At 67.8% G+C, this 23,093-nt stretch carries 20 protein-coding genes; 7 read left to right on the top strand and 13 right to left on the bottom strand.

What is annotated here, in order from left to right; all coding sequences use genetic code 11:
• Positions 1 to 76: 76 nt before the first annotated feature.
• Complete coding sequence (locus tag WB508_RS09095) at positions 77 to 766, bottom strand: metal-dependent transcriptional regulator (RefSeq protein WP_423844568.1); 690 nt, start codon at positions 764 to 766, stop codon at positions 77 to 79.
• 74 nt (positions 767 to 840) lie between these two features.
• Here WB508_RS09095 and WB508_RS09090 point away from each other — a divergent pair, with 74 nt between their 5' ends.
• From WB508_RS09090 to WB508_RS09080, 3 genes are read left to right on the top strand one after another with little or no spacing between them, the layout of a single operon-like run.
• Entirely contained in the window at positions 841 to 2,190 is a 1,350-nt protein-coding gene (locus WB508_RS09090; protein WP_423844567.1) for a cryptochrome/photolyase family protein, read from the top strand.
• Positions 2,191 to 2,213: 23 nt separating this feature from the next.
• Positions 2,214 to 2,921: a hypothetical protein gene (locus tag WB508_RS09085; protein WP_423844566.1), complete on the top strand. Its 708-nt coding sequence runs from the start codon at positions 2,214 to 2,216 to the stop codon at positions 2,919 to 2,921.
• Positions 2,921 to 4,189, top strand: a complete 1,269-nt coding sequence (locus WB508_RS09080; RefSeq protein WP_423844565.1) for an MFS transporter — start codon at positions 2,921 to 2,923, stop codon at positions 4,187 to 4,189. Before WB508_RS09085 ends, WB508_RS09080 begins: the two co-directional genes overlap by 1 nt.
• An 11-nt stretch (positions 4,190 to 4,200) precedes the next feature.
• On the opposite strand, the gene pdxH is transcribed toward WB508_RS09080, so the two are convergent.
• Positions 4,201 to 4,854, bottom strand: coding sequence for a pyridoxamine 5'-phosphate oxidase (gene pdxH, locus WB508_RS09075; protein ID WP_423844564.1), 654 nt, complete (start codon positions 4,852 to 4,854; stop codon positions 4,201 to 4,203).
• A gap of 69 nt (positions 4,855 to 4,923) precedes the next feature.
• Here pdxH and WB508_RS09070 point away from each other — a divergent pair, with 69 nt between their 5' ends.
• Complete coding sequence (locus WB508_RS09070) at positions 4,924 to 6,036, top strand: citrate synthase 2 (RefSeq protein WP_423844563.1); 1,113 nt, start codon at positions 4,924 to 4,926, stop codon at positions 6,034 to 6,036.
• Here WB508_RS09070 and WB508_RS09065 read toward each other — a convergent pair.
• The 3 genes from WB508_RS09065 to WB508_RS09055 are packed head-to-tail and all read right to left on the bottom strand — an operon-like array spanning position 6,028 to position 9,882.
• On the bottom strand, positions 6,028 to 7,386 hold the full coding sequence (locus WB508_RS09065) for an MFS transporter (RefSeq protein ID WP_423844562.1): 1,359 nt from the start codon (positions 7,384 to 7,386) through the stop codon (positions 6,028 to 6,030). The two genes, WB508_RS09070 and WB508_RS09065, sit on opposite strands and share 9 nt — an antisense overlap.
• The gene (locus WB508_RS09060) at positions 7,379 to 8,179 is read right to left on the bottom strand and encodes a PEP/pyruvate-binding domain-containing protein (RefSeq protein ID WP_423844561.1); all 801 of its coding nucleotides are present in this window, start codon (positions 8,177 to 8,179) and stop codon (positions 7,379 to 7,381) included. The genes WB508_RS09065 and WB508_RS09060 overlap by 8 nt, the downstream gene beginning before the upstream one ends.
• Positions 8,176 to 9,882, bottom strand: a complete 1,707-nt coding sequence (locus WB508_RS09055; RefSeq protein ID WP_423844560.1) for a PEP-utilizing enzyme — start codon at positions 9,880 to 9,882, stop codon at positions 8,176 to 8,178. The genes WB508_RS09060 and WB508_RS09055 overlap by 4 nt, the downstream gene beginning before the upstream one ends.
• A gap of 111 nt (positions 9,883 to 9,993) precedes the next feature.
• Here WB508_RS09055 and WB508_RS09050 point away from each other — a divergent pair, with 111 nt between their 5' ends.
• On the top strand, positions 9,994 to 10,842 hold the full coding sequence (locus tag WB508_RS09050) for a hypothetical protein (protein ID WP_423844559.1): 849 nt from the start codon (positions 9,994 to 9,996) through the stop codon (positions 10,840 to 10,842).
• Positions 10,843 to 11,034: 192 nt separating this feature from the next.
• Here WB508_RS09050 and WB508_RS09045 read toward each other — a convergent pair whose 3' ends face one another.
• The 4 genes from WB508_RS09045 to WB508_RS09030 are packed head-to-tail and all read right to left on the bottom strand — an operon-like array spanning position 11,035 to position 16,795.
• Positions 11,035 to 11,826, bottom strand: coding sequence for a transglutaminase-like domain-containing protein (locus tag WB508_RS09045; protein ID WP_423844558.1), 792 nt, complete (start codon positions 11,824 to 11,826; stop codon positions 11,035 to 11,037).
• Between the two features lie 43 nt (positions 11,827 to 11,869).
• A complete protein-coding gene (gene meaB / locus WB508_RS09040; protein WP_423844557.1) occupies positions 11,870 to 12,844 on the bottom strand; it encodes a methylmalonyl Co-A mutase-associated GTPase MeaB in 975 nt (324 codons plus the stop codon).
• Positions 12,828 to 14,993 carry a methylmalonyl-CoA mutase gene (gene scpA, locus WB508_RS09035; protein ID WP_423844556.1) on the bottom strand — a complete coding sequence of 722 codons (2,166 nt, stop codon included), beginning with the start codon at positions 14,991 to 14,993 and terminating at the stop codon, positions 12,828 to 12,830. The genes meaB and scpA overlap by 17 nt, the downstream gene beginning before the upstream one ends.
• Entirely contained in the window at positions 14,990 to 16,795 is a 1,806-nt protein-coding gene (locus WB508_RS09030) for a methylmalonyl-CoA mutase family protein (RefSeq protein ID WP_423844555.1), read from the bottom strand. The genes scpA and WB508_RS09030 overlap by 4 nt, the downstream gene beginning before the upstream one ends.
• Positions 16,796 to 16,865: 70 nt before the next feature.
• Between WB508_RS09030 and serC the strand changes: the two genes are divergently transcribed.
• On the top strand, positions 16,866 to 17,978 hold the full coding sequence (gene serC / locus WB508_RS09025) for a phosphoserine transaminase (RefSeq protein ID WP_423844554.1): 1,113 nt from the start codon (positions 16,866 to 16,868) through the stop codon (positions 17,976 to 17,978).
• Here the strand turns inward: serC and WB508_RS09020 are convergent.
• From WB508_RS09020 to WB508_RS09010, 3 genes are read right to left on the bottom strand one after another with little or no spacing between them, the layout of a single operon-like run.
• A complete protein-coding gene (locus WB508_RS09020; RefSeq protein WP_423844553.1) occupies positions 17,975 to 18,493 on the bottom strand; it encodes a gamma carbonic anhydrase family protein in 519 nt (172 codons plus the stop codon). The two genes, serC and WB508_RS09020, sit on opposite strands and share 4 nt — an antisense overlap.
• A gap of 20 nt (positions 18,494 to 18,513) precedes the next feature.
• On the bottom strand, positions 18,514 to 19,953 hold the full coding sequence (locus tag WB508_RS09015; protein ID WP_423844552.1) for an NCS2 family permease: 1,440 nt from the start codon (positions 19,951 to 19,953) through the stop codon (positions 18,514 to 18,516).
• Between the two features lie 47 nt (positions 19,954 to 20,000).
• Positions 20,001 to 21,008, bottom strand: coding sequence for a hypothetical protein (locus WB508_RS09010; protein ID WP_423844551.1), 1,008 nt, complete (start codon positions 21,006 to 21,008; stop codon positions 20,001 to 20,003).
• 32 nt (positions 21,009 to 21,040) lie between these two features.
• Here WB508_RS09010 and WB508_RS09005 point away from each other — a divergent pair, with 32 nt between their 5' ends.
• Entirely contained in the window at positions 21,041 to 21,442 is a 402-nt protein-coding gene (locus tag WB508_RS09005) for a DUF2530 domain-containing protein (protein ID WP_423844550.1), read from the top strand.
• A gap of 7 nt (positions 21,443 to 21,449) precedes the next feature.
• Here WB508_RS09005 and WB508_RS09000 read toward each other — a convergent pair whose 3' ends face one another.
• On the bottom strand, positions 21,450 to 22,994 hold the full coding sequence (locus WB508_RS09000) for an MDR family MFS transporter (RefSeq protein ID WP_423844549.1): 1,545 nt from the start codon (positions 22,992 to 22,994) through the stop codon (positions 21,450 to 21,452).
• Positions 22,995 to 23,093 lie beyond the last annotated feature (99 nt).

Here is a 23,093-nt window from a genome sequence, read left to right as displayed (position 1 = left end):
GACCAAGCCAGGCTACGAGGATTACGTCCGCCGCACCAGCGGTTTCATCCCGCTGCCGCCTCGGAAGGGGTAGCGGTCAGCGGGTCACGAAGATGTGGCTGGCGGCTTCGGCGTCGATCTCAGCCGTCTCGCCCTGGCGAGCGACGACGACGCCTGCAGTACCGTGGGACGCAAGCACGTCATTGCCCGGCAGCACGCCGACCCGGCGCAGCACGGACATGACCTGGGTGTCGGTCTGCAGGGGCTCACTGATGCGACGAACCACGACCCGGACTGGATCGGCAAGTCCGTCGACGGCGGCCGTCAGCGGCTCGACGCCGTGCAGGAAGTCAACTGGCTCGGGAGCGCCACCCAGCTCGGCAAGCCCGGGAATCGGATTGCCGTACGGCGACTCGGTGGGGTTGTCCAGCAGCACGACGAGACGGCGCTCGACCTGCTCGGACATCACGTGCTCCCAGCGGCAGGCTTCTTCGTGCACGAACTCGATCTCGAGGCCGATGATGTCGGTGAGCAGACGTTCGGCGAGGCGGTGCTTGCGCATGACCCGCGTGGCCAGCTGGCGTCCCTTGTCGGACAGCTCCAGATGACGGTCGCCCTCAACCCTGATGAGCCCGTCGCGTTCCATCCGGGCCACGGTCTGGCTGACCGTCGGACCGCTTTGATGCAAGCGCTCGGCGATCCGAGCGCGCAGGGGCACGATGCCCTCCTCCTCCAGCTCGTAGACCGTGCGGAGGTACATCTCGGTGGTGTCGATCAGCTCGCTCACGGGACTCAGTAAACAGCACGTCGACGACACCGGCCGACCTGCGACCCCGCCCGAGAGCCTGCACAATGACGCACATGAGCACCTCCGTCATGTGGTTCCGCACCGATTTCCGGCTGGCCGACCACCCCGCCCTCAGAGCGGCCGTCGACGCCGCCGACCAGGTCGTTCCCCTGCTGGTGCTCGACGACCACCTCTGGGGGACGGGTGCCAGCGTCCGGCGCAGCTGTCTGGCGCAGCTGATGCAGGAGTTCTCTGATCGAATCGGCGGTCTCCATGTCGTGCACGGCGATCCTGCCGCCGAGGTGGTGCGCGTCGCCCGCGCCGCAGGCGCCGACACCGTGCACGTCACGGCCGACTTCACCCCCTACGGATCCCAGCGCGACGACGACGTCCGCCAGTCGCTCGCCGATCACGGCATCGATCTGGTGCGCACCGGATCGGCCTATGCCGTGACGCCGGGGAGTGTCACGAAGGCCGACGGCACCCCGTACCGCGTCTTCACGCCGTTCTTCAGGGGCTGGGCCGACCACGGCTGGCGCGAGCCGGCCCCTGCGGTCCGCGATGTCGCGTGGACGCGGCCCGACGGACGATCCCACCAGATTCCCGACGCTGCGGTCCCGGACGGCGTCACCCTGCCCGAGATCGGCGAGGCCGCCGCCCGCCGGCGCTGGCGCGACTTCCTGGACTCCGACGTCGCCGACTACGCCGACACTCGCGACCTTCCCGGCGTCGACCGCACGTCGCGGATGTCGGTGCACCTGACGTGGGGCACGATCCATCCGCGCACGATGCTGGCCGATCTCGCCGAGCGAGCCGGCTCACCGGGACCGGACGCCTACGCCCGCGAGCTGGCCTTCCGCGAATTCTATGCCGATGTGCTCCATCACCGCCCAGACTCGGCCTTCGGCTACTACGACCCCACGTTCGAGCAGATGGAGTACGACGAACCCGGCGACGATCTCAAGGCCTGGAAGCAGGGTCGTACCGGCATCCCCATCGTCGACGCCGGCATGCGTCAGCTGCTCGCCGAGGGATGGATGCACAACCGGGTGCGCATGATCGTCGCCAGCTTCCTGGTCAAGGATCTGCATCTGGAGTGGCAGCACGGTGCCGCCCACTTCCTGGACCGCCTGGTCGACGCCGACCTCGCCTCCAACCAGCACGGCTGGCAGTGGGTCGCGGGTTCTGGCACCGACGCGTCACCGTACTTCCGAGTCTTCAACCCGATGACGCAAGGCAAGAAGTTCGATGCCGATGGCACCTACGTACGCCGCTGGGTACCTGAGCTGCGCGACGTCCCCGACCAGCACGTGCACACGCCGTGGGAGCTCGCCGATCCTCCCGCTGACTACCCGGCACCCCTGGTCGACCACGCCGAGGAACGCGTCGAGTCCCTGCGGCGGTACCAGCACCTGAAGAACTGAGCACACCCCGGTAGCGTGCGGTCATGGTCACGATCGAGGCACGGTTCAACGGCCCAGCGCATTCGGGCAATGGCGGCTACGTGTGCGGTCTGATCGCCAGCCAGATCGATCAGGCGGGTCCGGTCACCTCGACGCTGCGGCTTCCGCCGCCGCTCGACGTGGCCCTGAGCTGGGAGTCCGACCAGGAGACCGTGCGTCTGCTGACCGCCGGCGGCGCCTTGGTGGGCGAAGCCTCCCCCGGCAGCTTCGCGCGCGACGTCCCCCCGGCTCCGACGCGCGAACAGGCGGCGGCCGGCGAGGCCGCGTACCCCGGCCACGTCGGGCACCCGTTCAGCACCTGCTTCACGTGCGGACCAGATCGGTCCGAGGGGGATGGCTTGCGGGTTTTCTCCGGTCCGATCGAGTCAGGCAGCAGCACCGTCGCGGCCACGTGGTCGCCCCACTCCGGCCTGCTCAGCGCGGACGGTGGCCTGGCCACCCAGATCGTGTGGGCGGCCATCGACTGCGCCGGCGGGTGGAGCGCCGACTTCACGCTTCAGCCCATGGTGCTTGGCCGCATGACGGCCGAGATCCTCCGCATGCCTGAGATCGGCGAGCCGTGCACCGTGGTCGGCCGGCTCGACGAGCGCAGCGGGCGCAAGGTCGTGACCAGCACCGCCCTCCACGCCGGCACTGATCTGCTCGCGCACTCCGAACAGATCTGGATCGAAATCGACCCCGCCACCTTCTGATGGCCCGACCGCGCCTGCTGGCCGACACCCGGCCCCTGCGCAACCCGCACTTTCGCCGGCTGTGGACCGCCAACATCATCACGGTCGTCGGCGCTCAGCTCACGGTGGTCGCGGTACCCGCCCAGATCTACTTCGAGACCGGGTCGTCTGCCTTCGTCGGACTGACCGGCGTGTTCGGGCTGGTGCCGTTGATCGTGTTCGGTCTGTACGGCGGGGCACTGGCGGACGTCTTCGATCGACGCACCCTGCTGATCGTGACGACCGTCGGACTCATCGTGACGAGCGGTTTGTTCTGGGCGCAGGCGGCGGCCGGTGGCATCAACGTGTGGCTCCTGCTGTGCCTGTTCGCGGTGCAGCAGGCATTCTTTGCCGTCAACCAGCCCACGCGGTACGCGATCATCCCGAAGCTGGTCGAACCAGAGCTGCTGCCTGCGGCCAACTCGTTGAACATGACGGTCAGCATGGCGGGAGCCATCGCGGGGCCGATGGTGGCTGGTGTGCTGATCCCGTTCATCGGCTTCTCGTGGCTGTACCTGATCGACACCCTCACGTTGTTCGCCACGCTCGGCGCCGTGGTGCGATTGCCGCCGTTGCCGGTGCTCGAGGTGACCGCCGTGCCAGGCGTGCGCGCTGTCCTTGACGGCTTCGCGTATCTGCGCACCCAACCGGTCTTGCTGATGTCCTTCGTCGTCGATCTGATCGCCATGGTGTTCGGCATGCCGCGCGCCCTGTTCCCGGAGATGGCGAATCTGAACTTCGGCGGGCCCTCAGCCGGCGGCCTGGTGTTCGCGCTGCTGTTCGCCGCGATCCCGACCGGCGCCGTGATCGGCGGCGTCTTCAGCGGCTGGGTGTCCCGGATCGAGCGCCACGGACTCGCCGTGATCGTGTGCATCCTGGTGTGGGGGGCCTCGATGGCTGGCTTCGGCCTCGCGGTGGCCCTCGCCGAGCGCTGGACCATGACGATGCTCGTGATCGCCCTCTCGATGCTCGTGATCGGGGGCGCGGCGGACATGGCGTCGGCTGCCTTCCGCACGAGCATGTTGCAGGAAGCGGCCGATGACGCGATGCGCGGCCGGCTCCAGGGCGTCTTCATCGTGGTGGTCGCCGGAGGCCCTCGGATTGCGGACACCGCCCACGGGGTGGCAGCCGCTGGGGTCGGTGCTGCCGCCGCGGCTGCCGGGGGCGGAGTCCTCGTCGTGATCGGCGTGATCGCGGCTGCGGTCCTGGTGCCGTCATTCGTGCGCTATCGCGTCACCCGCCCGACCTGACTCCTCGACCTCTAGGGGGCCAGACGGGAGCGGTCCCACGCATCGCCTCGCCGGACGTAGTGGATGCGGTCGTGGAATCGACCGCTGCGGCCCTGCCAGAACTCCATGACGTCCAGCGCGATGCGATAACCGCCCCAGCCCTCCGGACGGACGACCTCGCGCCCCTGGAACATCCGCTCCACCTCGGCCCGGCGACCCTCCAGCGCCGCACGGTCAGCAACTGTCCGGCTCTGCGGCGAGGCTGCTGCGCTGATCTGTGCGCCCCGCGGGCGCGAGGCGAAGTAGATGTCGGATTCGGCCGGATCGACGCGGGTGACGGTCCCCTCCACGCGCACCTGCCGCTGCAGCGGATGCCACAGCATGGTGGCGGCGGCTCGCGGGTTGGCCTTGAGCTCGCGGCCCTTGCGTGAGTCGTAGCCGCTGAAGAACACCATCCCGGTGGCGTCGAAACCCTTCAGCAGCACGATGCGAGAGGACGGACGTCCGTCCTCGGACGCGGTGGCCACCGCCATCGCATTCGGCTCCGGCACGCCAGCGTCGATCGCCTGGCCGAGCCAGCGCTCGAACAACAGCACGGGGTCGTCCCCCGCCTCGTCCTCGCTGAGGCCGGCCTCTGCGTACTCGTGCCGCATGCGCCGCAGGTCGGGGAATGGCGAAGCGTCCATGTCAGCATTCTGGCAGGAGGGGAGGGACCGCAGATGCCCGCTGGACCAGAGCAAGGCAGAATGCACGACATGACTGAAGGCGTAGAGGTACACCACGGGCTCGAGGGCGTCGTTGCGTTCGAGAGCGAGATTGCCGAGCCCGACAAGGAGGGGTCAGCACTGCGGTATCGCGGCGTCGACATCGACGACCTGGTCGGCCGTGTGCCGTTCGAGAAGATCTGGGGCCTCCTGGTCGACGGCAGCTACGAGCCGGGCCTGCCGCCGGCCGAGCCGTTCCCCATCCCGGTGCACTCCGGCGACATCCGCGCCGACGTCCAGAGCGCCATCGCCCTCACGGCTCCTGCTTGGGGCCTCAAGCAGACGTACGACATCGACGACACGCAGGTCCGCGACGATCTCGCCCGCACCGCCGTCATGGTGCTGTCCTACGTCGCCCAGGCTGCCCGCGGCGTCAGCAAGCCGATGGTGCCCCAAGCCGAGATCGACAAGAACGACACGATCATCGGTCGCATGCTGACCCGCTGGCGCGGGGAGGTGAACCCCGACCACGCCAAGGCCATCGACGCCTACCTGGTCTCGGCCGCCGAGCACGGCATGAATGCCTCGACCTTCACGGCGCGAGTCATCGCCTCCACGGGAGCCGATGTGGCCGCTGCCCTCTCCGGCGCAGTGGGCGCGATGTCGGGTCCGCTGCACGGCGGTGCGCCCGCCCGCGTGTTGACCATGATCGAAGGCGTCGAGAAGTCTGGCGACGCCACGAAGTACGTCAAGGACCTGCTCGACTCCGGCGAGCGCCTGATGGGCTTCGGCCACCGCGTGTACCGCGCCGAGGACCCGCGCGCTCGTACCCTGCGCCGCACCGCCAAGGAGCTCAATGCCCCACGTGCCGAGGTGGCCATCGCGCTGGAGGAGGCCGCACTCAAGGAGCTGCGCGAGCGTCGTCCCGACCGCGTCCTGGAGACCAACGTCGAGTTCTGGGCAGCCATCGTCCTGGACTACGCCGAGGTGCCGCCCAACATGTTCACCGCGATGTTCACCTCGGCTCGTACCGCAGGGTGGAGCGCACACATCCTGGAGCAGAAGCGCACGGGTCGTCTGATCCGACCCTCCGCGGTCTACACCGGTCCGCCCACCCGGCGGGCCGACGAGGTCGATGGCTGGAACCCGGACTGGTCAGCCTGACAGTCGGCTGAGCGCCCGTCGTCCCGGGAGGACGGCGGCACAGGCCAGGCCTGCCATCAACGTCGCGAGAAAGATCGAGAGCGCCAATCGATGCTCGGTCAAGATCGCCTCGCGACCGTCGGTCAGGTCGAGCACCCGCCCCAGTATGGCGATGCCGATGACGCCGCCGAGGTATCGCACCGTCGAGCCGAGTCCCGCGGCCATCCCGCTCTGGGTTGCGCTGACCGCCGAGAGCGAAGCGGTCTGAGCGGCCGGACCAGCCATTCCGAGGCCGACGCCCAACACCGCCAACGGCACCCGGACGTCGCCGGGCGACGTGAAGTCTGATGCCAGCATCATGGCGATGGCGACGATGCTCAGCACCGAACCCGTGACAGCGAGCACTCGGGCGCCCGTGCGATCAGCGAGTCGACCTGCGAGCAGCGACGTGACCACCATCGCGAGCAGCAGGAAGAGCAGCAACTGCCCGGTCTCTCGGGCGCCTTGATCGAAACGACTCTCCAGGACGAGGGGAAGCTCGAACAGCAACGCGTACATCACCACGTTGTTCAGTCCGATCAGCACCGTTCCAGCCAAGAACGGCCTTGAGGCGAACAAGGAGAAGGCGACCACCGGATCCGGGGCCCGACGCTCCCACCACGCGAATGGCACCAGCGCGACGACTCCCGCCGTCACAAGAAGAATTGCGGTCGGGGCGTCGGATCGCTGGGCGCCGACCACCAGCACGATGAGTGCTGCTGTGAGCAGCCCTGAACCCAGCCAGTCAAATGATGCCGCCCGGGCCTTGGCGACTGGGTGTGCAACCCCAGCGGCGAGCACGGCGGAGACGGCGAGCACCGGGAGGTTCGCCAAGAACAGTGACTCCCACCCGAAGGCATCCACCAGACCTCCGCCCACGATGGGGCCGAGCGCCGCCGCGAGTGCCATCACTGCCCCGAAGGTGCCAAAGGCGCGCCCGCGACGATCGGCCGGGAGCTCCGTGCGCAGGAGCGCAACCGTGGCCGGGACGATGACCGCGCCACCCACCGCGATCAGAATGCGCGAGATGGCCAGGAGCGTCAGAGAGGGAGCGACGAATCCCACCACCGCGCCGACCGCGATCACGAGCTGTCCGGCCGTGAAGATGCGCCAGTGTCCCAACCGATCGCCCAGCTTGCCGCCTGGACTCTGCAGGGCGATCGCGGCGATGAGATAGGTCGCGACCAGCGCTTGGGTCACCGTGGCCGGATCTTGACCGACATCACGGGCGATGTCCGGGATTGCCACGGCGATCATGGTGGAGTTCAGCGGCATCAGGCTGGCGGTGAGCAAGGCCGCCACAAGCCCCCGGGTCCGGCTTCGTTCAGCCATGCGTGATCGGACGTCGTTGCAGCAGGTGGACCATGCCACCCACGAAGGCAAACTCGATGTCGTGGTCCGAGGTAGCGAAGACCCGGTCGCACGCCATCGCCAGCTCATGCAGCGAGCGGAGGTTCGCGTCGTCCAGGCAGAGCGCCTCGACCCGATCGCCGATCACGGGGACCTCCCTCGTGTGACCGTCAGCGTCCAGCACCAGGGCCATGTCCTTTTCGCCACCGGACCGCTGGAGCACCCGTCCGTCAGCACCAAGGCGGTACTGGTCAGGGGTCACCAGTCCGGCCACGACCGTCTCGCCCAGGCCCCAGCTCGCTTCGATCACTCGCTCATTCTCGCCGGTGACAGGATTCCGGGTGAACAACACACCGGCGACCTCGGCGCCCACCATGCGCTGGATCACCACGCCCATCCGAGGCGTGCCAGCCAGCCCGCGCTGCTCGCGGTAGGTCAGGGCTGACGGGTCGAACGCGGAAGCCTGCACCTGGCTGACCGCCTCGGCCACTGCGTCCGCACCGACCGCGCCGAGCACGCTGAGGTGCGCGCCGGCGAACGACGCCGCAGCCGAGTCCTCGCCGATGGCGCTCGACCGCACGGCCCAGGGTCCGGGTTCGTCGTCGAAGACGGTGAGACGCGTCGCCACGAGCGCGTCGACCCGGTTCCACGCGACGGCATGGCCGCCGGGTACCGGCAGACCGCCGACGAGAGCCGCCGCCAGCTGGGCTGCCTTGCCCCCGAAGACGGCTGGATCCTGGGCATCGACAAGTGGCGTCAGTGGGTCAGGACTCACCCCAGCAGCCGGACCTCACCGGTCGCACCGTCGACCCGGACACGAGCGCCGTCCGCGATCATCCGCGTGGCGTCCCGAGTCCCCACGATGCCAGGAATGCCGTACTCCCGAGCCACGATGGCTGCGTGACTCAGCTGGCCGCCACGATCGGTGACGATCGCACCGAGCAGCGGCAACACCACATTGAAGTACGGCGAGGTCATGCGAGTCACCAGCACATCGCCGTCCTTGATCCGGTCGAAGTCGTCGGAGCTGTCGACCACGCGCGCCCGACCCTCGTACGTTCCGGTGTTCACCGCCAGTCCAGTCAGGACCGTGTCGGTGTTGGGTGTGGTCGGGACATCGAACAGGCTGTGCAGGAAGATGCCGATGGCGGTCGCGCTGCGGCGGGCCTTCGGCGGCAGCCACTCCGTCGGCGGAGGTGGAGCTGGCAGTGCGTTCAGGAACGGCGGCGCGTCGGCGATGGTCCTGGTGGTCCGCCAGGTGAATCGCCTCTCGATCTCCTCGGCGTCGGGAGCGACTCCGTCACGAAGCGCCGCATTTACCTCGGCCTGCTCCATGTACGGCCCATGGGCTGGATCCCGCAGCAGGCCCGCAGACGTCAGTCGCCGCCCTGCCTCGAGCAGGCCCCGGCGGGCCAGACCCGTGGCCCACCCATCTGCATAGACGCCTCTCTCGTCGCGGAGGCGATACATCAGCCGCACGTCCGCGAGCCGTTCGTCGAAGTCGGCGTGATGTTGAACCGGCACTCTGGCCCGCAACGCCGCCACGCCGCGATCGTCATCGTCATCGTCCGATGCGCCGGTGTGGACCACCGAACGTCGCAACGTCTCCAGCAGGACATCGGGCAACTCTCCTGCAGCCGCGTCTCCGACGTCATAGCCGACACACCGCCACCGCACGGCGTCAAGGTAGTCGCGGACGGTTGCGCCCACGTCGGGGCGGGCCGCCAGCGCGGTCAAGACATCCGTGCTGCTGCCCGACTCCATCATGACGTGCCGAGCATCGTCACTGGTCGCCAACGACTTCACTGCCTGTTGCAGTTCCTCGGCCGCGAAGCCACGTGAGATCTCAGAGCACCCCCGCACCAGCTCCATCAACTCACCCAACGGAGCCCCGGTCCACTCGTGGGCGCCAGCCATGAAGTCCCCCACGGGAAGGCACGCCGGAATCGTGTACTTGTGATGCAGGTAGACGCTCTCGGTCAGGTGGTCGATGCAGATGTCGAGGTGATCAGCCAACTCATCATTGGACAACTGCCCGACGTCCACCTCCTGAATCGCGAGATGCCGCTCGATCGCTGCAGGCTTGTCGACCGCGTCCCAGTGCTCCAGATCTGCTCGCCAGCGCCTCTCCGCGAAAGCGGTGACAGCGGTGTCTATCCGCTTCCTCAGCGCGGGGTGGACTCGGCTGAGCGCCATCATCACCAGCCTGGGGGGAGGGCCCATGGCACCCTCCGGCGCTCCGACGGCGACCGGCTGGAGATACTGGAATTCAGCAGCCACGCCTGGCTTCAGATGCGACAGCAGCAGGCCATAGCGCTCGGTCCCCTCCTTGAAGCCACGCACGAACCCCTCGGCATAGCACTGCTGGACGATGCGGGTGCACGGTCGACTGAAGTGCGTCGCCTCCAGTTCCCACGGACCTTTCCCCGGTGGGACGAACGCCACGTCGTCGATGATCGACGCAGAAGAATCACTCATGAGGGCCTCCAAGCACTAGCACGAGCGAGAATCCTTTGATTGTGCACCCGAGTCCGCTCAGCGTGTCAATAGTCCGAGCGACTGGCCCAGCGGTTCACCTATGCTGCTCCCATGCTGACGAAGGCTGTCGCGGTCGTCGCGGGGATCGTGCTGGCCGCCGTGGGCGTGAGCATGGCGATCGGCCTCACCGCGCCCGACGGCACGGTCGGCGAGAGCGCCCGTGCAGCCCCTACCCAACGCCCATCGGCCAGTCCAGAGCCGCTCGAACCAGCTCCCACGTCGGACGTGGCCCCAGCATCGGTCTCAGGCACCTGGCCTGGGCGACCCGCGGCCGTGACCGTCGACGGATCTGCTGTCGACTGGTGCCCTGCCGTCACCACCGAGGCGTCCGCAGAAGCGGTGGAACAGTTTGGGCGAGAGCAGGTCGAGTCGGCCGCCTGCGCTGCTGTCTCGTTCGTGTTCGACCACCGCTACTCCCGGCTGTCCCTCCCCCGCAGCAGCTACGAACGAGGCGATTTCGACGAGGTTCTGTCTGCGCTGTCGCGCACCACCGTCAACGCCGTGTACCGATCCCGCATCGCCGATTTCGTGTCGTCGCCCAGCAACACCGGGGCGAAGCGGCTCGGTCTGGTGCTGCTGCGGTCCGCTGGCGAGGACCACGAGTTCTACGGCACGAAGAACTCCGCCGACGGCTACGACGACCGAGCGGTCTGGATCAACCCGCGGTGGTCAACCGTGGTCGTTGGCGTCGACCGCGCCAAGGCCACCCCGCGACTGACCGCACGACTCACCGCCCAGGCGTCGATCCCGGTCTTCGCCACCGAAGCGGGGCGCGATGACATGCTCACGATTCCCACGACGGCCACGTTCTTCCTCCGAGACGAGATGGGCCGGTGGGTGATCGGCGGCTGGACGATCGACAGCGGTCGTTCGAGCCTGGACCCACTCGCCGTTCTGTGAGTCACCAGCCGACCGCCGAAGGGTCGGTCGTCTCCCCCTGAGGCGACCGACCCTTCGATCGGACGGAACATCGCTGTCACCGAGCCACCCCCCGATGGACTCGGGTGCACGCGGTGCACCGTCTGGTCCACTATAGACCACCCGTAGTCCTTTGTGACTAGTCTTTGCTAGTTATTTGTGACAAAACCCGTGTCACCGCAGGGTGACCAGACCCGTGTGGTCGTCCACGGGAAGCTCATCCACCACGGCGCGCACCTCCATCCACCGCAGATTGACGGCAGCGCCGTGCTGTGACAAGAAGGCAGTCTCGGAGGCGTCCTGACCCGTCGCGATCCTCAGCAGTGACTGGCGCGGCGCGAGTCCGGTGGCATCCACCACGTGCCACCCACCGTCGACATAGGCCTCCGCCACGGCGTGAAAATCCATGGGAAACAAGCCCGGCGCGTAGACCGACGCCACCCGCGCTGGGGTGTCGAGCGAGCGCAGGAGCGTCACCACGAGGTGGGCGTAGTCGCGGCAGATTCCCCTCCTCGCAAGAAACGCCTTGACAGCGCCGTCGGTGTGCTGGCTGACGCCCGGCACGTAGGTGAGGTGGTCATTGACCCACGTGCCGATCGCCTCGAGCAACGGCACGCCGGACAAGCCGGCGAACTCCGACTGGGCCATGGCATAGAGAGTGTCGGACTCGCAGTACCGCGACGGCCGGCGGTACTCGATGACGTCGAGCTCCTCGACCGGCGGCTCATCGGCGCGGCCGGTGCAGGTGGCCTGGTAGTTGATCAAGATCGGGCCGACGGGCGCCGAGAACCGGTGCAGGCGGGTGCCGTGTCGGCCCACCACCACGTGAGAGTCCAGAGGTTCTCCGTTGGACTCGATCGACATCGTCTCGTCGGTGGACTGCCCCTCCGCCACGGCCAGCGACAAGATCATGTCGGCTTGTCCAAACGCGTACAGCTGCAGGTGGGCCGACACCGAGCGTTCCATGCACCGATCGTGTCACGGATCGGCGACGACGACCGACCACGGGTCAGGCGTCGTAGGCCGCGAGGATCTGGTCAGCCGCCGTGGCCGCCGGCATCTCCCCGGACAGGACCGCCTCACGGATCTCGGCACGCATCTCGGCGACGCGGGGATCGGCACGCAGACGCTGGTCCAGCTCGTCGCGCACCAGCGCCCACGTGAAGTCGAGCTGCTGCTGCGCTCGCTTGTCGCGCAGGCCCCTGGCGCCCATGAACTCCCGGTGCCGGATGATCCGGCTCCACACGGTGTCAATTCCCGTGCCCTCGAGGGCCGAGCAGGTCAACACGGGTGGCACCCACTGGTCCTTCGTGCCGGCGTAGACCAGTCGCAACGCACCAGCCAGATCCTTCGAGGTGGCCTCTGCCTCGCGCACCCGCTCGCCGTCGGCCTTGTTGACCGAGATGACGTCGGCAATCTCCAAGATGCCCTTCTTGATGCCCTGCAGCTGGTCGCCGGTGCGCGAAAGGGTCAGGAACAAGAAGGTGTCGACCATGCCGGCGACGGTGATCTCGGATTGGCCGACGCCCACCGTCTCGATCAGCACGACGTCGAATCCGGCCGCTTCGAGCACCGTGATGGCCTGACTGGTGGCGCGCGCGACGCCACCCAGGGTGCCGGCGCTCGGGGACGGTCGAATGTACGCGTCAGGACTGACCGCGAGCGTGGGCATCCGCGTCTTGTCGCCCAGGACCGAGCCGCCGGTCCGGATGCTGGACGGGTCGACCGTGAGCACGCCGACGCGGTGGCCCTCGTCGATCAGGTGATTGCCCAGCGCCTCGATGAAGGTGGACTTGCCCACGCCCGGAACGCCCGAGACGCCGACGCGGATGGCACCCCCAGCGTCAGGCGTCAGCAGCCCGAGCAGCTCACGCGCCTCGGCGCGATGATCGGCGCGACTGGACTCCACCAGCGTGATGGCCCGCGAGATCGCGGACCGCTGACCGATCCTCAGGTCGTCCGCGAGGTCATTGATGTTGAGCATGCAGCTTGCCCAGCAGATCGAGGGCTGAATCGGCGATGACGGTGCCCGGCAGGAACACGGCGGCTGCGCCCATCTGCTTGAGCGTGGGCACGTCATCGGGCGGGATGACGCCGCCGATCACGATCATGATGTCCGAACGCCCCATCTGGGCCAGCGACTCCTTCAGTGCCGGCAGAAGCGTCAGGTGACCAGCCGCCAGCGACGACACCCCGACGATGTGCACATCAGCGTCGACGGCCTGCTGCGCGACTTCTTCTGGTGTGGAGAACAGCGGGCCGACGTCGACGTCGAAGCCCATGTCGGCGAAGGCCGTGACGATGACCTTCTGACCGCGGTCGTGTCCGTCCTGGCCCATCTTCGCGACCAGGATGCGGGGGCGACGACCCTCGGCCTTCTCGAACGCCTCGGTGGCCTCCAGAACCTTGGCCACGTTGCCGGCCTGGCCAGCCTCGGTGCGGTACACACCTGAGATCGTACGGATCACGGCCTGGTGACGCCCGTAGACTTTTTCCAGCGCGTCGGAGATCTCGCCGACGGTGGCCTTGGCGCGGGCTGCGTCGACGGCCAGGGCGAGCAGGTTGCCGTCGAGCGAGCCGTCGCGGCTGGCGCCGCGCTCGGCGCTCTTGGTCAGCGCGGCCAACGCAGCGTCCACGTCGTCTGGGGAACGTTCGGCGCGCAGGCGTTTCAGCTTCTCGACCTGAGAGGCGTAGACCGCCTTGTTGTCGACCTTGAGGACATCCAGCGGGTCTTCGTCGGCCAACCGGTAGGTGTTGACGCCGATGACGGGCTGCTGACCGGAATCGATGCGCGCCTGTGTGCGGGCGGCTGCCTCCTCGATTCGCATCTTGGGGATGCCTTCTTCGATGGCCTTGGACATGCCGCCAGCCGCCTCGACCTCCTCGATGTGCGCCCAGGCGCGGTTCGCGAGGTCGTGGGTCAGCTTCTCGACGTAGTACGAGCCACCCCACGGGTCGATGATGTCAGTGGTGCCCGACTCCTGCTGCAACAGCAGCTGGGTGTTGCGGGCGATGCGAGCGCTGAAGTCGGTCGGCAGAGCGATCGCTTCGTCCAGCGCGTTGGTGTGCAGACTCTGGGTGTGGCCCTGCGTGGACGCCATGGCCTCGATCGCGGTGCGCTGCACGTTGTTGTAGACGTCCTGGGCCGTGAGCGACCACCCGGATGTCTGGCTGTGGGTGCGCAGGCTCAACGACTTTGGATTCTTCGGGTCAAAGCCCTTGACCAATCGCGCCCACAACGCGCGGGCGGCCCGCATCTTGGCGATCTCCATGTAGAAGTTCATGCCGGTGGCCCAGAAGAAGCTCAGCCGCGGGGCGAACGCGTCGATGTCGAGGCCCACGTCGAGGCCGGCCCGGATGTACTCGATGCCATCGGCCAGCGTGTAGGCGAGCTCGAGATCGTTCGTGGCTCCCGCCTCCTGGATGTGATATCCCGAGATCGAGATGGAGTTGAAGCGAGGCATCTTGGCGGCGGTGTACGCAAAGATGTCCGAGATGATCCGCATCGACGGTGCCGGCGGGTAGATGTAGGTGTTGCGGACCATGAACTCCTTGAGGATGTCGTTCTGGATGGTCCCCGAGAGCTGCTCAGGCGCCACACCCTGCTCCTCGGCCGCGACGATGAACAGCGCCAGAATCGGCAGGACGGCGCCGTTCATGGTCATCGACACGCTCATCTCGTCCAGCGGGATTCCCTCGAAGAGCTTGCGGGTGTCATAGATCGAGTCGATCGCGACACCGGCCATGCCGACATCCCCGACCACGCGTGGATTGTCCGAGTCGTAGCCCCGGTGGGTGGCCAGATCGAAGGCCACCGACAACCCCTTCTGCCCCGCCGCCAGGTTGCGACGGTAGAACGCATTGGACTCCTCGGCGGTGGAGAACCCCGCGTACTGGCGCACGGTCCACGGCTGGGTCGTGTACATCGCCGGATACGGACCCCGCAGGAACGGCGCCTGCCCGGGATAGGTGTCCAGCGCGTCGAGACCGTTGAGGTCCTCTGCGGTGTAGAGCCTCTGGACGTCGATGCCCTCGGGCGAGGCCCAGGGCTCGCCGCGTTCGTGGGGCGCGGCCGCGGCGGCGGGCTGCTCGGGATCGAGCGGCAGGCCAGCGAAGCTGTCGGGAATGCTCATGCCGTCAACTCCTGTTTGATCTGACGAAGAAAGGCCAAGGCATCGAGCCCCGCAGCGGCCGTGGCGTCGGCACCGACGTCGGTGCTGCCGGCCAGCACCACGTACCGGGCGCCAGCCTCACGCAGGGCAACCACCAGGTCAGCTCCCCACAGGTCGTACAACGGGTCGGGCCCACACAGACACACCACCGGCGAGTTGTCATAGGCCGCCAGCACGGCAGCGACGTCGTCGGCGGGCCCGGCCGCGACGGTGTCGACGCCGCCAGCGGCCAGCAGGTTGACGGCGAACGAGGCGCGGGCCGTGTACTGCGCGACGCTGCCCATCGTGGCGAGGAACACCGGCGTGGCGGAGCGCGCGTCCCGCATCTGTTCGAACTCGTGGCCGTATCGGAAGATCTCGGGACGGCCCTCGGCGTACGGACGCCGCTCAGGCATCTCCTCGTGCAGGTTCGGGAACTCGGACACCCCCGTCAGAGGCATCTTTCGGCGGGCGATCAGCAGTCCGCGCGCAGCCACCGACTCCGCGATGCCGGCGCGGACCAGGTCCATGGCGGACGCCGCATCGTCGGCGGCGTCGATCTCGCCGAACAGGGCCCACGCAACGCGCGCGAGGTCGTCAGTCAGCCTCTCGACCGCGTGCGCGCCGCCGGCGGCGTCCGTGACGGTGCCGATGTGCGACTCACCGATCAACAGGCTGGAGGTGTTGCGCGCGATCCGACGACCGAAGGCCTCCGGGAGGCCGAGCGGCTCGTCGAAGGGCAGCACCGTGACGGCTGAGGCGCCACCGACTCCGGCCGCGAACGCTGCCACCGTGGTGCGCAGCATGTTCACGTACGGGTCGTACCGAGACATCATCGGACGAGACGTGACGGCGTGTTGCAGCTGGCCCGTCGGAGACGGCACGCCACTCAGATCGAGCACGCGGTTCCACAGGCGGCGAGCCGCCCGAAGCTTGGCGATGGTGGGAAATTGCTGGTCGGTGGCGGCATAGCGGAAGTCGATCAGCTCCGCGGCGGTGTCGACCGCGATCCCAGCGTCGACCAGCAGCCGCAGATAGGTGACGCCTGCGGCCAGCGAGTACGCCAGCTCCTGTGCGTCGGAGGCGCCCGCGTCATGGGCTGCGGTGGCATCGACGGTGACGGCACGGGTGCCCACGTCCTGGGCGATCGAGGCAGCCTGCGCGACGATGTCGAGGTCGGTGCTCCCCACACCCCGCAGCGACGCACCGATCGGATCGATGCCGAGCGTGGTACCTGGTGCGGGCTTGACGTTCTTGGCGCGGAGCACGGCGGCCAATGCCTCGGCAGCCGCGATCGGCTGGTGCGGAGCGTCGAGGCACACCGCAGCAAGATCGACGAGGACCGGTTCCAGGATCGTGGCCAGAGCGTCAATCGGCGTGCCGCCGGTGCCGAGCGAGAGCCACAGCGAGTTGATGCCGTTCTCCAGGTCGGTGCTGACGTCAGCAGCCGTGCGCTCACCATCTGGGTCGGCGAACCACGCGCGGTTGTCCCAACCGTCGAAATCGTGGGTCGCAGCCGATCCACGGGTGAAGGGAGCCTGGCCCGGCAGGCCCGGCTCAGGGCTCTCCAGCGCGGCGGTGCCGAGCGGGGTGATGCTGATGCCGTCGAGCGTGGTGGTCGACAGCACCGACCACACGTCGCTGTCCGGCGCGTCCTCGGCCAGTCGGCGCGACGTGCGCAGCACGCCGGCGGCGGCCTTCTCCCACTCCTCGAGCGAGGGGTCGAGACCGTGGGCGAGCGGGACGGCGACGAAGCCCGGGTCGGACACCGGTTCAGAAGGCATAAGGGGCATCGTACGAAACCCCGTGCGATGGCCGCCACCGGATGTGAGCAATGCGACGGAACCTGTGACAATGGGTCGCGTGAAGATCCCCGCCCGGTTGCTGCCCTCCGACGGCCGATTCGGGTCGGGACCGTCCAAGGTGCGCGTTGATGCTCTGACCGCGCTCGCCGGATCTGACGTCATGGGCACCTCGCACCGCCAGCGTCCCGTCAAGAGTCTGGTCGGGTCCTTGCGGTCCGGCTTGGCGGACCTGTTCACGCTGCCTGACGGCCATGAGGTCGTGCTCGGCGTGGGTGGCTCGCACGCCTTCTTCGACGCGGCCGCCTTCGGCCTGGTGCGCGAACGCAGCCAACACCTGGTGCACGGCGAGTTCAGCCGCAAGTTCGCCACCGCTGTGGCGCGCGCGCCATGGTTGGCCGACCCGGAGACGATCGAGACCGACCCGTCGACCCATCCGATCCCCCACGCCACACCGGACGTCGACGTGTACAGCTGGGCGCACAACGAGACATCCACCGGAGTCATGGTGCCGGTTGCCCGGGTCGATCACGCCGACCACGACGCGTTGATGATCGTCGACGCCACGTCTGCGGCCGGCGGCCTGTTGGTCGACATCAGCCAGACCGACACGTACTTCTTCGCCCCGCAGAAGAGCTTCGCCTCCGACGGGGGCCTGTGGATCGCGTTGATGTCCTCCGCCGCGATCGAGCGAGCCGACCAGATCAAGGCAAGCGGGCGCCACATCCCCGCATTCCTCGATCTGCCCACCGCGATCGCCAACTCGCGCCAGGACCAGACCTACAACACACCTGCCATCGCCACGCTGTTCCTGATGGAGCAGCAGATCCGCTGGATGCTGGACCAGGGCGGCCTGAACTGGGCCGCCGCCCGCACCGCCGACTCCGCGTCGCGGCTGTACGCGTGGGCCGAGCAGTCAACGTTTGCCAACCCGTTCGTCACCGCGCCGTCGGAGCGTTCCCACGTGGTCGGCACCATCGACCTCGTCGCCGACGTCGATCAGGACGCCGTCACCGGCGCACTGCGTGAGAACGGCATCGTCGATGTCGACAGCTACCGGGGCCTTGGCCGCAATCAGCTGCGCGTCGGCATGTTCCCCGCCGTCGATCCCGACGACGTCACCGCGCTGACGGACTGCATCGACTACGTGGTCGACCGGCTCTAGCCGATCTGGTCGCCAGCGGCGTGCAGATCGCGGTGGCTCTCGTAGATCTCGGCGTTGTGGTGCAGCTTGGCGATCTCGTCGTCGGTCAGCTCGCGACGGATCTTGCCGGGCACACCGGCGATGAGAGACCGGGGCGGCACGACAGTGCCCTCGGTGACCAAGCACCCGGCGGCCACCATGGACTCCGCGCCGATGTCGGCCCCGTTCATGATCACCGCGCCCATGCCGACCAGCACGTGGTCGCCGATCGTGGCGCCGTGCACGACAGCGTTGTGGCCGACCGAGACACCCTCGCCGAGCGTGACCGGCCTGCCCTGGTCGACGTGAAAGGAGCAGTTGTCCTGCACGTTGGATCGCGCCCCGATCGTGATCGGCTCGTTGTCGGCCCGCAGCACCGCGCCGTACCAGACGCTGACACCTGCGCCGAGGTGAACAGAGCCGACCACGGTGGCGTTCGGTGCGACCCACGCGGTCTCGTCGACGCTCGGGATCTTGTCACCCAGGGAAATCAGCATGGCACCCACCTTAGGAGGACTCAGGTCACCCAGCGTGAGATCGGATCGATGGCGAAGTACACGACGAACAGGGCCGCCACGATCCACATCAAGGGATGCAGACCAGCGGACTTGCCCTTGACCACCTTCAGCACCACGTACGTCACGAACCCTGCCCCGATGCCCGCCGTGATCGAGTAGGTGAACGGCATGAGCACGATCGTCAGAAAAGCCGGAATGGCGATCTCGTCGTCACTCCACGTGATGTGCGAGACCTGGCTCATCATCAAGAAGCCGACCAGCACCAGCGCCGGAACCGCAGCCTCACTCGGGATGTGCTGCACCAGCGGCGCGGCCAGCGTCGCGAGCAGGAACAACAGGCCGGTCACGACCGATGCGAGACCAGTGCGTGCGCCGTCACCGACGCCCGACGCGGACTCGATGTACGACGTGTTGCTGGAGACGCCTGCGGCACCGCCGGCCGCCGCGGCGATGGAGTCGACCACCAAGATGCGCTGCGCGTTCTGCGGGGTGCCGTCCTCGTCGTTCAGACCGGCCTCGGCGCCGATCGCGGTCATGGTGCCCATCGTGTCGAAGAAGTCAGCCAGCAGGAGCGTGAAGACCAGCAAGGCGGCCGTCACGAATCCGACACGCTCAAAGGAGCCGAACAGCGAGAACTCGCCGATCAGGGAGAAGTCCGGCTTCTGGAACAGCGAGTCCGGCCAGGACGGGACGTTGAGGTTCCAACCCTTCGAGTTCGGATCACCGGCGCCTGCCGGCACGTCGATGATGGCGTTGACGATGCCGGCGATGACCGTGGCGCTCAGGATGCCGATCAAGATGGCTCCCGGGACATGTCGGGCGTGCAGGACGATCATGATCAGCAGACCCACGATGAACACCAGCACGGGCCAGCCGGACAACTGGTTGCCAATGCCCATCTGGACTGGGGGCGCCGGAATCCCGGTCGTGCGCACGAAGCCAGCGTCGACCAACGCGATCAACGTGATGAACAAGCCGATACCGACGGCGATGGCGGTCTTGAGCTCGCGGGGCACAGCATCGAACACTGCCTTGCGGAATCCGGTCAGCACGAGGACCAGGATGATCAGTCCCTCGAGGACGACCAGGCCCATGGCGTCCGCCCATGTCATCTGCGTGGCGACCGAGTACGCGACGAAGGCATTGAGGCCCAGACCGGTGGCGAGGGCGAGCGGGAAATTGGCGACCAGGCCCATCGCCAGGGTCAAGATTCCGGCGACCAGCGCCGTGACGGCGGCGATGGTGGCGAAGCCCGAGCCGGGCTCGGTGCCGCCACCCAGGTAGCGGCCGTCGGCGTCGGCGACGCCGGCCAGGATGATCGGATTGAGCACGATGATGTACGCCATCGTGAGGAAGGTGACGATGCCACCGCGGACCTCTCGAGCCATCGTCGAGTTGCGCTCGCTGATCCGGAAGTACTCGTCCAGCCTGGTGTTCATGTGTCCTCCTGCGTCGACATCGCTGGAGAAACCCTCCCAGACCCGTCTCAGCGCCCGCGGGCGACCCACCAACTGATGGCCAGCAGCACCAGCAGCCCGAAGCCGGCGCCGAACCAAGCGCGCCCCGCGAAGCCCTGCGAAGCGCGCGGATCGCCGTTGGCGTCGACCGGCACCGGTGAGGCGGTCGGGCCCGCCGTGGCCGTCGGACTGGGGTCGGTTCCAGCAGGTATCGCGACCCGGATCAACGGCGATGACGCGCCCTCGCTGCCGATCAAGAAGGTGCGGCCGCCGCTCTCGGCAGCGAGCGTCTCGCCCTGCTGCACCGGCGGCGACGCGATCGATCGCCGCTCGTCCCAGTCGGAGGGGTCGAGCTCGCGGACGTCGGCGTAGGTGCGCAGCAGAACGCGCGATCCATCGAGGGTGAAGGCACCATCCGTGACGCCCGCCGGAGCATCGGTCACCCGCTTGGCCACGTTGCTCCCGGGGCTCAGCGGGTCGGGCACGGCGAAGACGCTGGCGCCGGCGAAGCCCTTGCTGATGAGGTACTTGCCCCCGGTCTTCGGCTCGATCAAGAGCGCCTCGACGTTCTGGGGGCCGCCTTCATAGGTCAACGGATATCGCTTCGCCGTGACCGTCTGATCGCCCTCACCGGGTTCGGCGAACGAGTACAGGGCGGCATCCTGACGTTGCTCCAGATTGTCGCCGGTGTCGGCCACCCACAGGGTGCCGTCATCGTCGATCGAGAGCGCCTCGCTGTCCTTCCACCGTCCGTTCGTCACGGTCGTCGCCCCCACCACGGCGCCGGTCGAGATCCGCACGGCGTAGATCATCTGCGACTCACCCGAGTCGTTCACGAGGTAGACGAGGTCGTCGAACTGCACGCTGAGTGCCATCCCGCTGGCCTCGACGATCCGCGGGTCATCGATGACGCTGATCTGCATCGGATCGTCGTCGGCGGCGGCGTCCGAGCGGCCTGCCAGCGATGCGATCACGACCACGACCAGCAGTGCGACGAGCAGTCCCGGGATCAGGAGGCGTCGGTGGCGCGGATTCATGGCCTCTCCAGCATGACAGGTACGCTGACAGCGTGACCGACGACTGGATCATCCACGAGGGCGACGGCCCCGAGACGGTCGAGCGCAAGATGGGTTCGCGCGAGATTGCTCGTCTTGACCGCGCTGCACGTCGTCACGAATTTGGGCGCCCGGAGATCACCGAGCTCGAGATCGGCAACACGACGCACCGCGTGGCCGAGGTCGAGCCCATGGATGTCGACGGCGTCCGGACCATGACCGTCGGCACCATCGTGTGGGGAGTCGTGGCGGTGGCCATGCTGCCGTTCCTCGGGACGCTGGAGCAGGACGGTCGCACGTGGTGGTTGTGGACCGCGCTGGCCGGATTCGGCCTGGGCCTGATCGGCATCGAGTACTGCCGTCGGCGACGCAATGCGCTGCATCTGCAGCCGGGTCGCCGCATCGGGCGCACCTGACCACTGGCTACTCGTCCCGCTTGTCGATCGTGGTGCGTAGCGGTACCTCGCGGATCAGCAGCGCCGCCACGAGACTGAACACCGCGACGAAGGCGCCGACCAGGAAGATCGTGCCGGTCGCGTCACCGTAGGCCGATCGCACGATCTCGGCGACCGGAGCCGGCAGGTTCTCGACGTCCAGCAGCGACCCACCCCCGGTGCGGCCCTGGGTACCGAGTGCGGCGAGCCCGGTCGACACATCGGCCCTGACCTCCGCGGCCAGGATCGCGCCAAGGACCGAGACGCCCACGGCACCCCCCAACGAGCGGAAGAACGCCACCGTGGCGCTGGCCGAGCCGACCTCGCTGACGCCGACGGTGTTCTGGACGGCCAGGACGTAGTTCTGCAGGAGCATGCCCATGCCGACACCGACGAAGGCGAGAAACACCATGGCGTGCCACTCAGGTGTGTGGTGGTCGAGGGTGCCCAGCAGGCCCATTCCCCCGATCAGCGAGACCGAGCCGATGACGAGGAAGCGCCGCCACCGCCCAAAACGGGTGATCAGCAGGCCCGAGGTGATGGTGCCCACGAGCGAGCCGATCATCAGCGGGATGGTCAGCAGGCCCGCCTCGGTCGGGCTGTGTCCGCCCGCGATCTGGAAGTACTGGCCGATGAAGACCGAGCCACCGAACATCGCGATGCCCACCGAGATGCTGCCGATGATGGCCAGCGCGGTGGTGCGCTCGAGCACGACGCTGATCGAGACCAGAGGTTCGGGATGCCTCAGCTCGACACGCACGGCCAGGACGGCCGCCAGGACCGCCCCTCCGAGGAGTGCCGCCGTCTGCCACGACAGCCAGGCAAAGGAGTCGCCGGCGAACGTGACCCACAGCAGCGGGAGGCTCGCGGCGAGCGCGATCAGCACGGCGCCGGCATAGTCGAAGGAGACCTTCCGGCGCACCGTGGCGAGGTGCAGGTACTTCTGCAGGACGAACAGGCTGATGACGGCCAACGGCACGCAGACGAAGAACGTCCAGCGCCAGCCGAGTCCTGGCGTGTCGACGATGATGCCGCCGAGCAGCGGCCCGCTCACCGTCGCGGCGGCCATCGTGGCGCCCATGTAGCCGCTGTATCGGCCGCGCTCACGCGGTGGAATGACCGAGCCGATGATCGACTGCGCGTTGGCGGTCAGCCCACCCATCGCGACGCCCTGCACGACCCGCATCGCGATCAGCTGCGGCACCGACTGCGAGAGGCCTGCCGCCATGGAGGCGACCACGAACATGACGATCGAGATCTGCACCAACGTCTTCTTGTTGACCAGATCCGACAGCTTGCCCCAGATCGGGGTCGAGACCGTCATGGCCAGCAGGGACGACGTGACGACCCACGTGTACTGCATCTGCGAGCCATCGAGGTCGGCGATGATGGTGGGCAACGCATTCGACACGATCGTCGAGCTCAAGATGGCTGTGAACAGCGCCGCCAGCAGGCCGAACAGGATCTCGAGGATCTCGCGGTGCGTCAGCTCCGGTGTAGGAACCCAGCGCTCCTCGAGATCAGTCTGTTGCACTACGCAACTATAAGCCGCAGAGCGGCACATCGCGCCACCAGCGCAGGGTGAGTCAGGTCACGACAGGTCGACGGCGTCGTCGGTGACGGTGTCGTGCAC

Origin of the sequence: Aeromicrobium sp. (assembly GCF_049586495.1) — a bacterium.
Classification (GTDB): Bacteria; Actinomycetota; Actinomycetes; order Propionibacteriales; family Nocardioidaceae; genus Aeromicrobium.
Note: the sequence above shows the minus strand (reverse complement) of the source record. Positions and strands in the feature narration are given on the sequence as shown.

Excerpts from the sequence above, each read along its gene's own strand:
- WB508_RS09080 (WP_423844565.1), top strand. The coding sequence starts at position 2,921 with ATGGCCCGACCGCGCCTGCTGGCCGACACCCGGCCCCTGCGCAACCCG.
- serC (WP_423844554.1), top strand. The coding sequence starts at position 16,866 with ATGGGTCGCGTGAAGATCCCCGCCCGGTTGCTGCCCTCCGACGGCCGA.
- meaB (WP_423844557.1), bottom strand. The coding sequence starts at position 12,844 with ATGCTCAACATCAATGACCTCGCGGACGACCTGAGGATCGGTCAGCGG.
- WB508_RS09020 (WP_423844553.1), bottom strand. The coding sequence starts at position 18,493 with ATGCTGATTTCCCTGGGTGACAAGATCCCGAGCGTCGACGAGACCGCG.
- WB508_RS09030 (WP_423844555.1), bottom strand. The coding sequence starts at position 16,795 with ATGCCTTCTGAACCGGTGTCCGACCCGGGCTTCGTCGCCGTCCCGCTC.
- WB508_RS09050 (WP_423844559.1), top strand. The coding sequence starts at position 9,994 with ATGCTGACGAAGGCTGTCGCGGTCGTCGCGGGGATCGTGCTGGCCGCC.
- WB508_RS09090 (WP_423844567.1), top strand. The coding sequence starts at position 841 with ATGAGCACCTCCGTCATGTGGTTCCGCACCGATTTCCGGCTGGCCGAC.
- WB508_RS09065 (WP_423844562.1), bottom strand. The coding sequence starts at position 7,386 with ATGGCTGAACGAAGCCGGACCCGGGGGCTTGTGGCGGCCTTGCTCACC.
- WB508_RS09010 (WP_423844551.1), bottom strand. The coding sequence starts at position 21,008 with ATGAATCCGCGCCACCGACGCCTCCTGATCCCGGGACTGCTCGTCGCA.
- scpA (WP_423844556.1), bottom strand. The coding sequence starts at position 14,993 with ATGAGCATTCCCGACAGCTTCGCTGGCCTGCCGCTCGATCCCGAGCAG.
- pdxH (WP_423844564.1), bottom strand. The coding sequence starts at position 4,854 with ATGGACGCTTCGCCATTCCCCGACCTGCGGCGCATGCGGCACGAGTAC.
- WB508_RS09015 (WP_423844552.1), bottom strand. The coding sequence starts at position 19,953 with ATGAACACCAGGCTGGACGAGTACTTCCGGATCAGCGAGCGCAACTCG.
- WB508_RS09085 (WP_423844566.1), top strand. The coding sequence starts at position 2,214 with ATGGTCACGATCGAGGCACGGTTCAACGGCCCAGCGCATTCGGGCAAT.
- WB508_RS09055 (WP_423844560.1), bottom strand. The coding sequence starts at position 9,882 with ATGAGTGATTCTTCTGCGTCGATCATCGACGACGTGGCGTTCGTCCCA.
- WB508_RS09045 (WP_423844558.1), bottom strand. The coding sequence starts at position 11,826 with ATGGAACGCTCGGTGTCGGCCCACCTGCAGCTGTACGCGTTTGGACAA.
- WB508_RS09070 (WP_423844563.1), top strand. The coding sequence starts at position 4,924 with ATGACTGAAGGCGTAGAGGTACACCACGGGCTCGAGGGCGTCGTTGCG.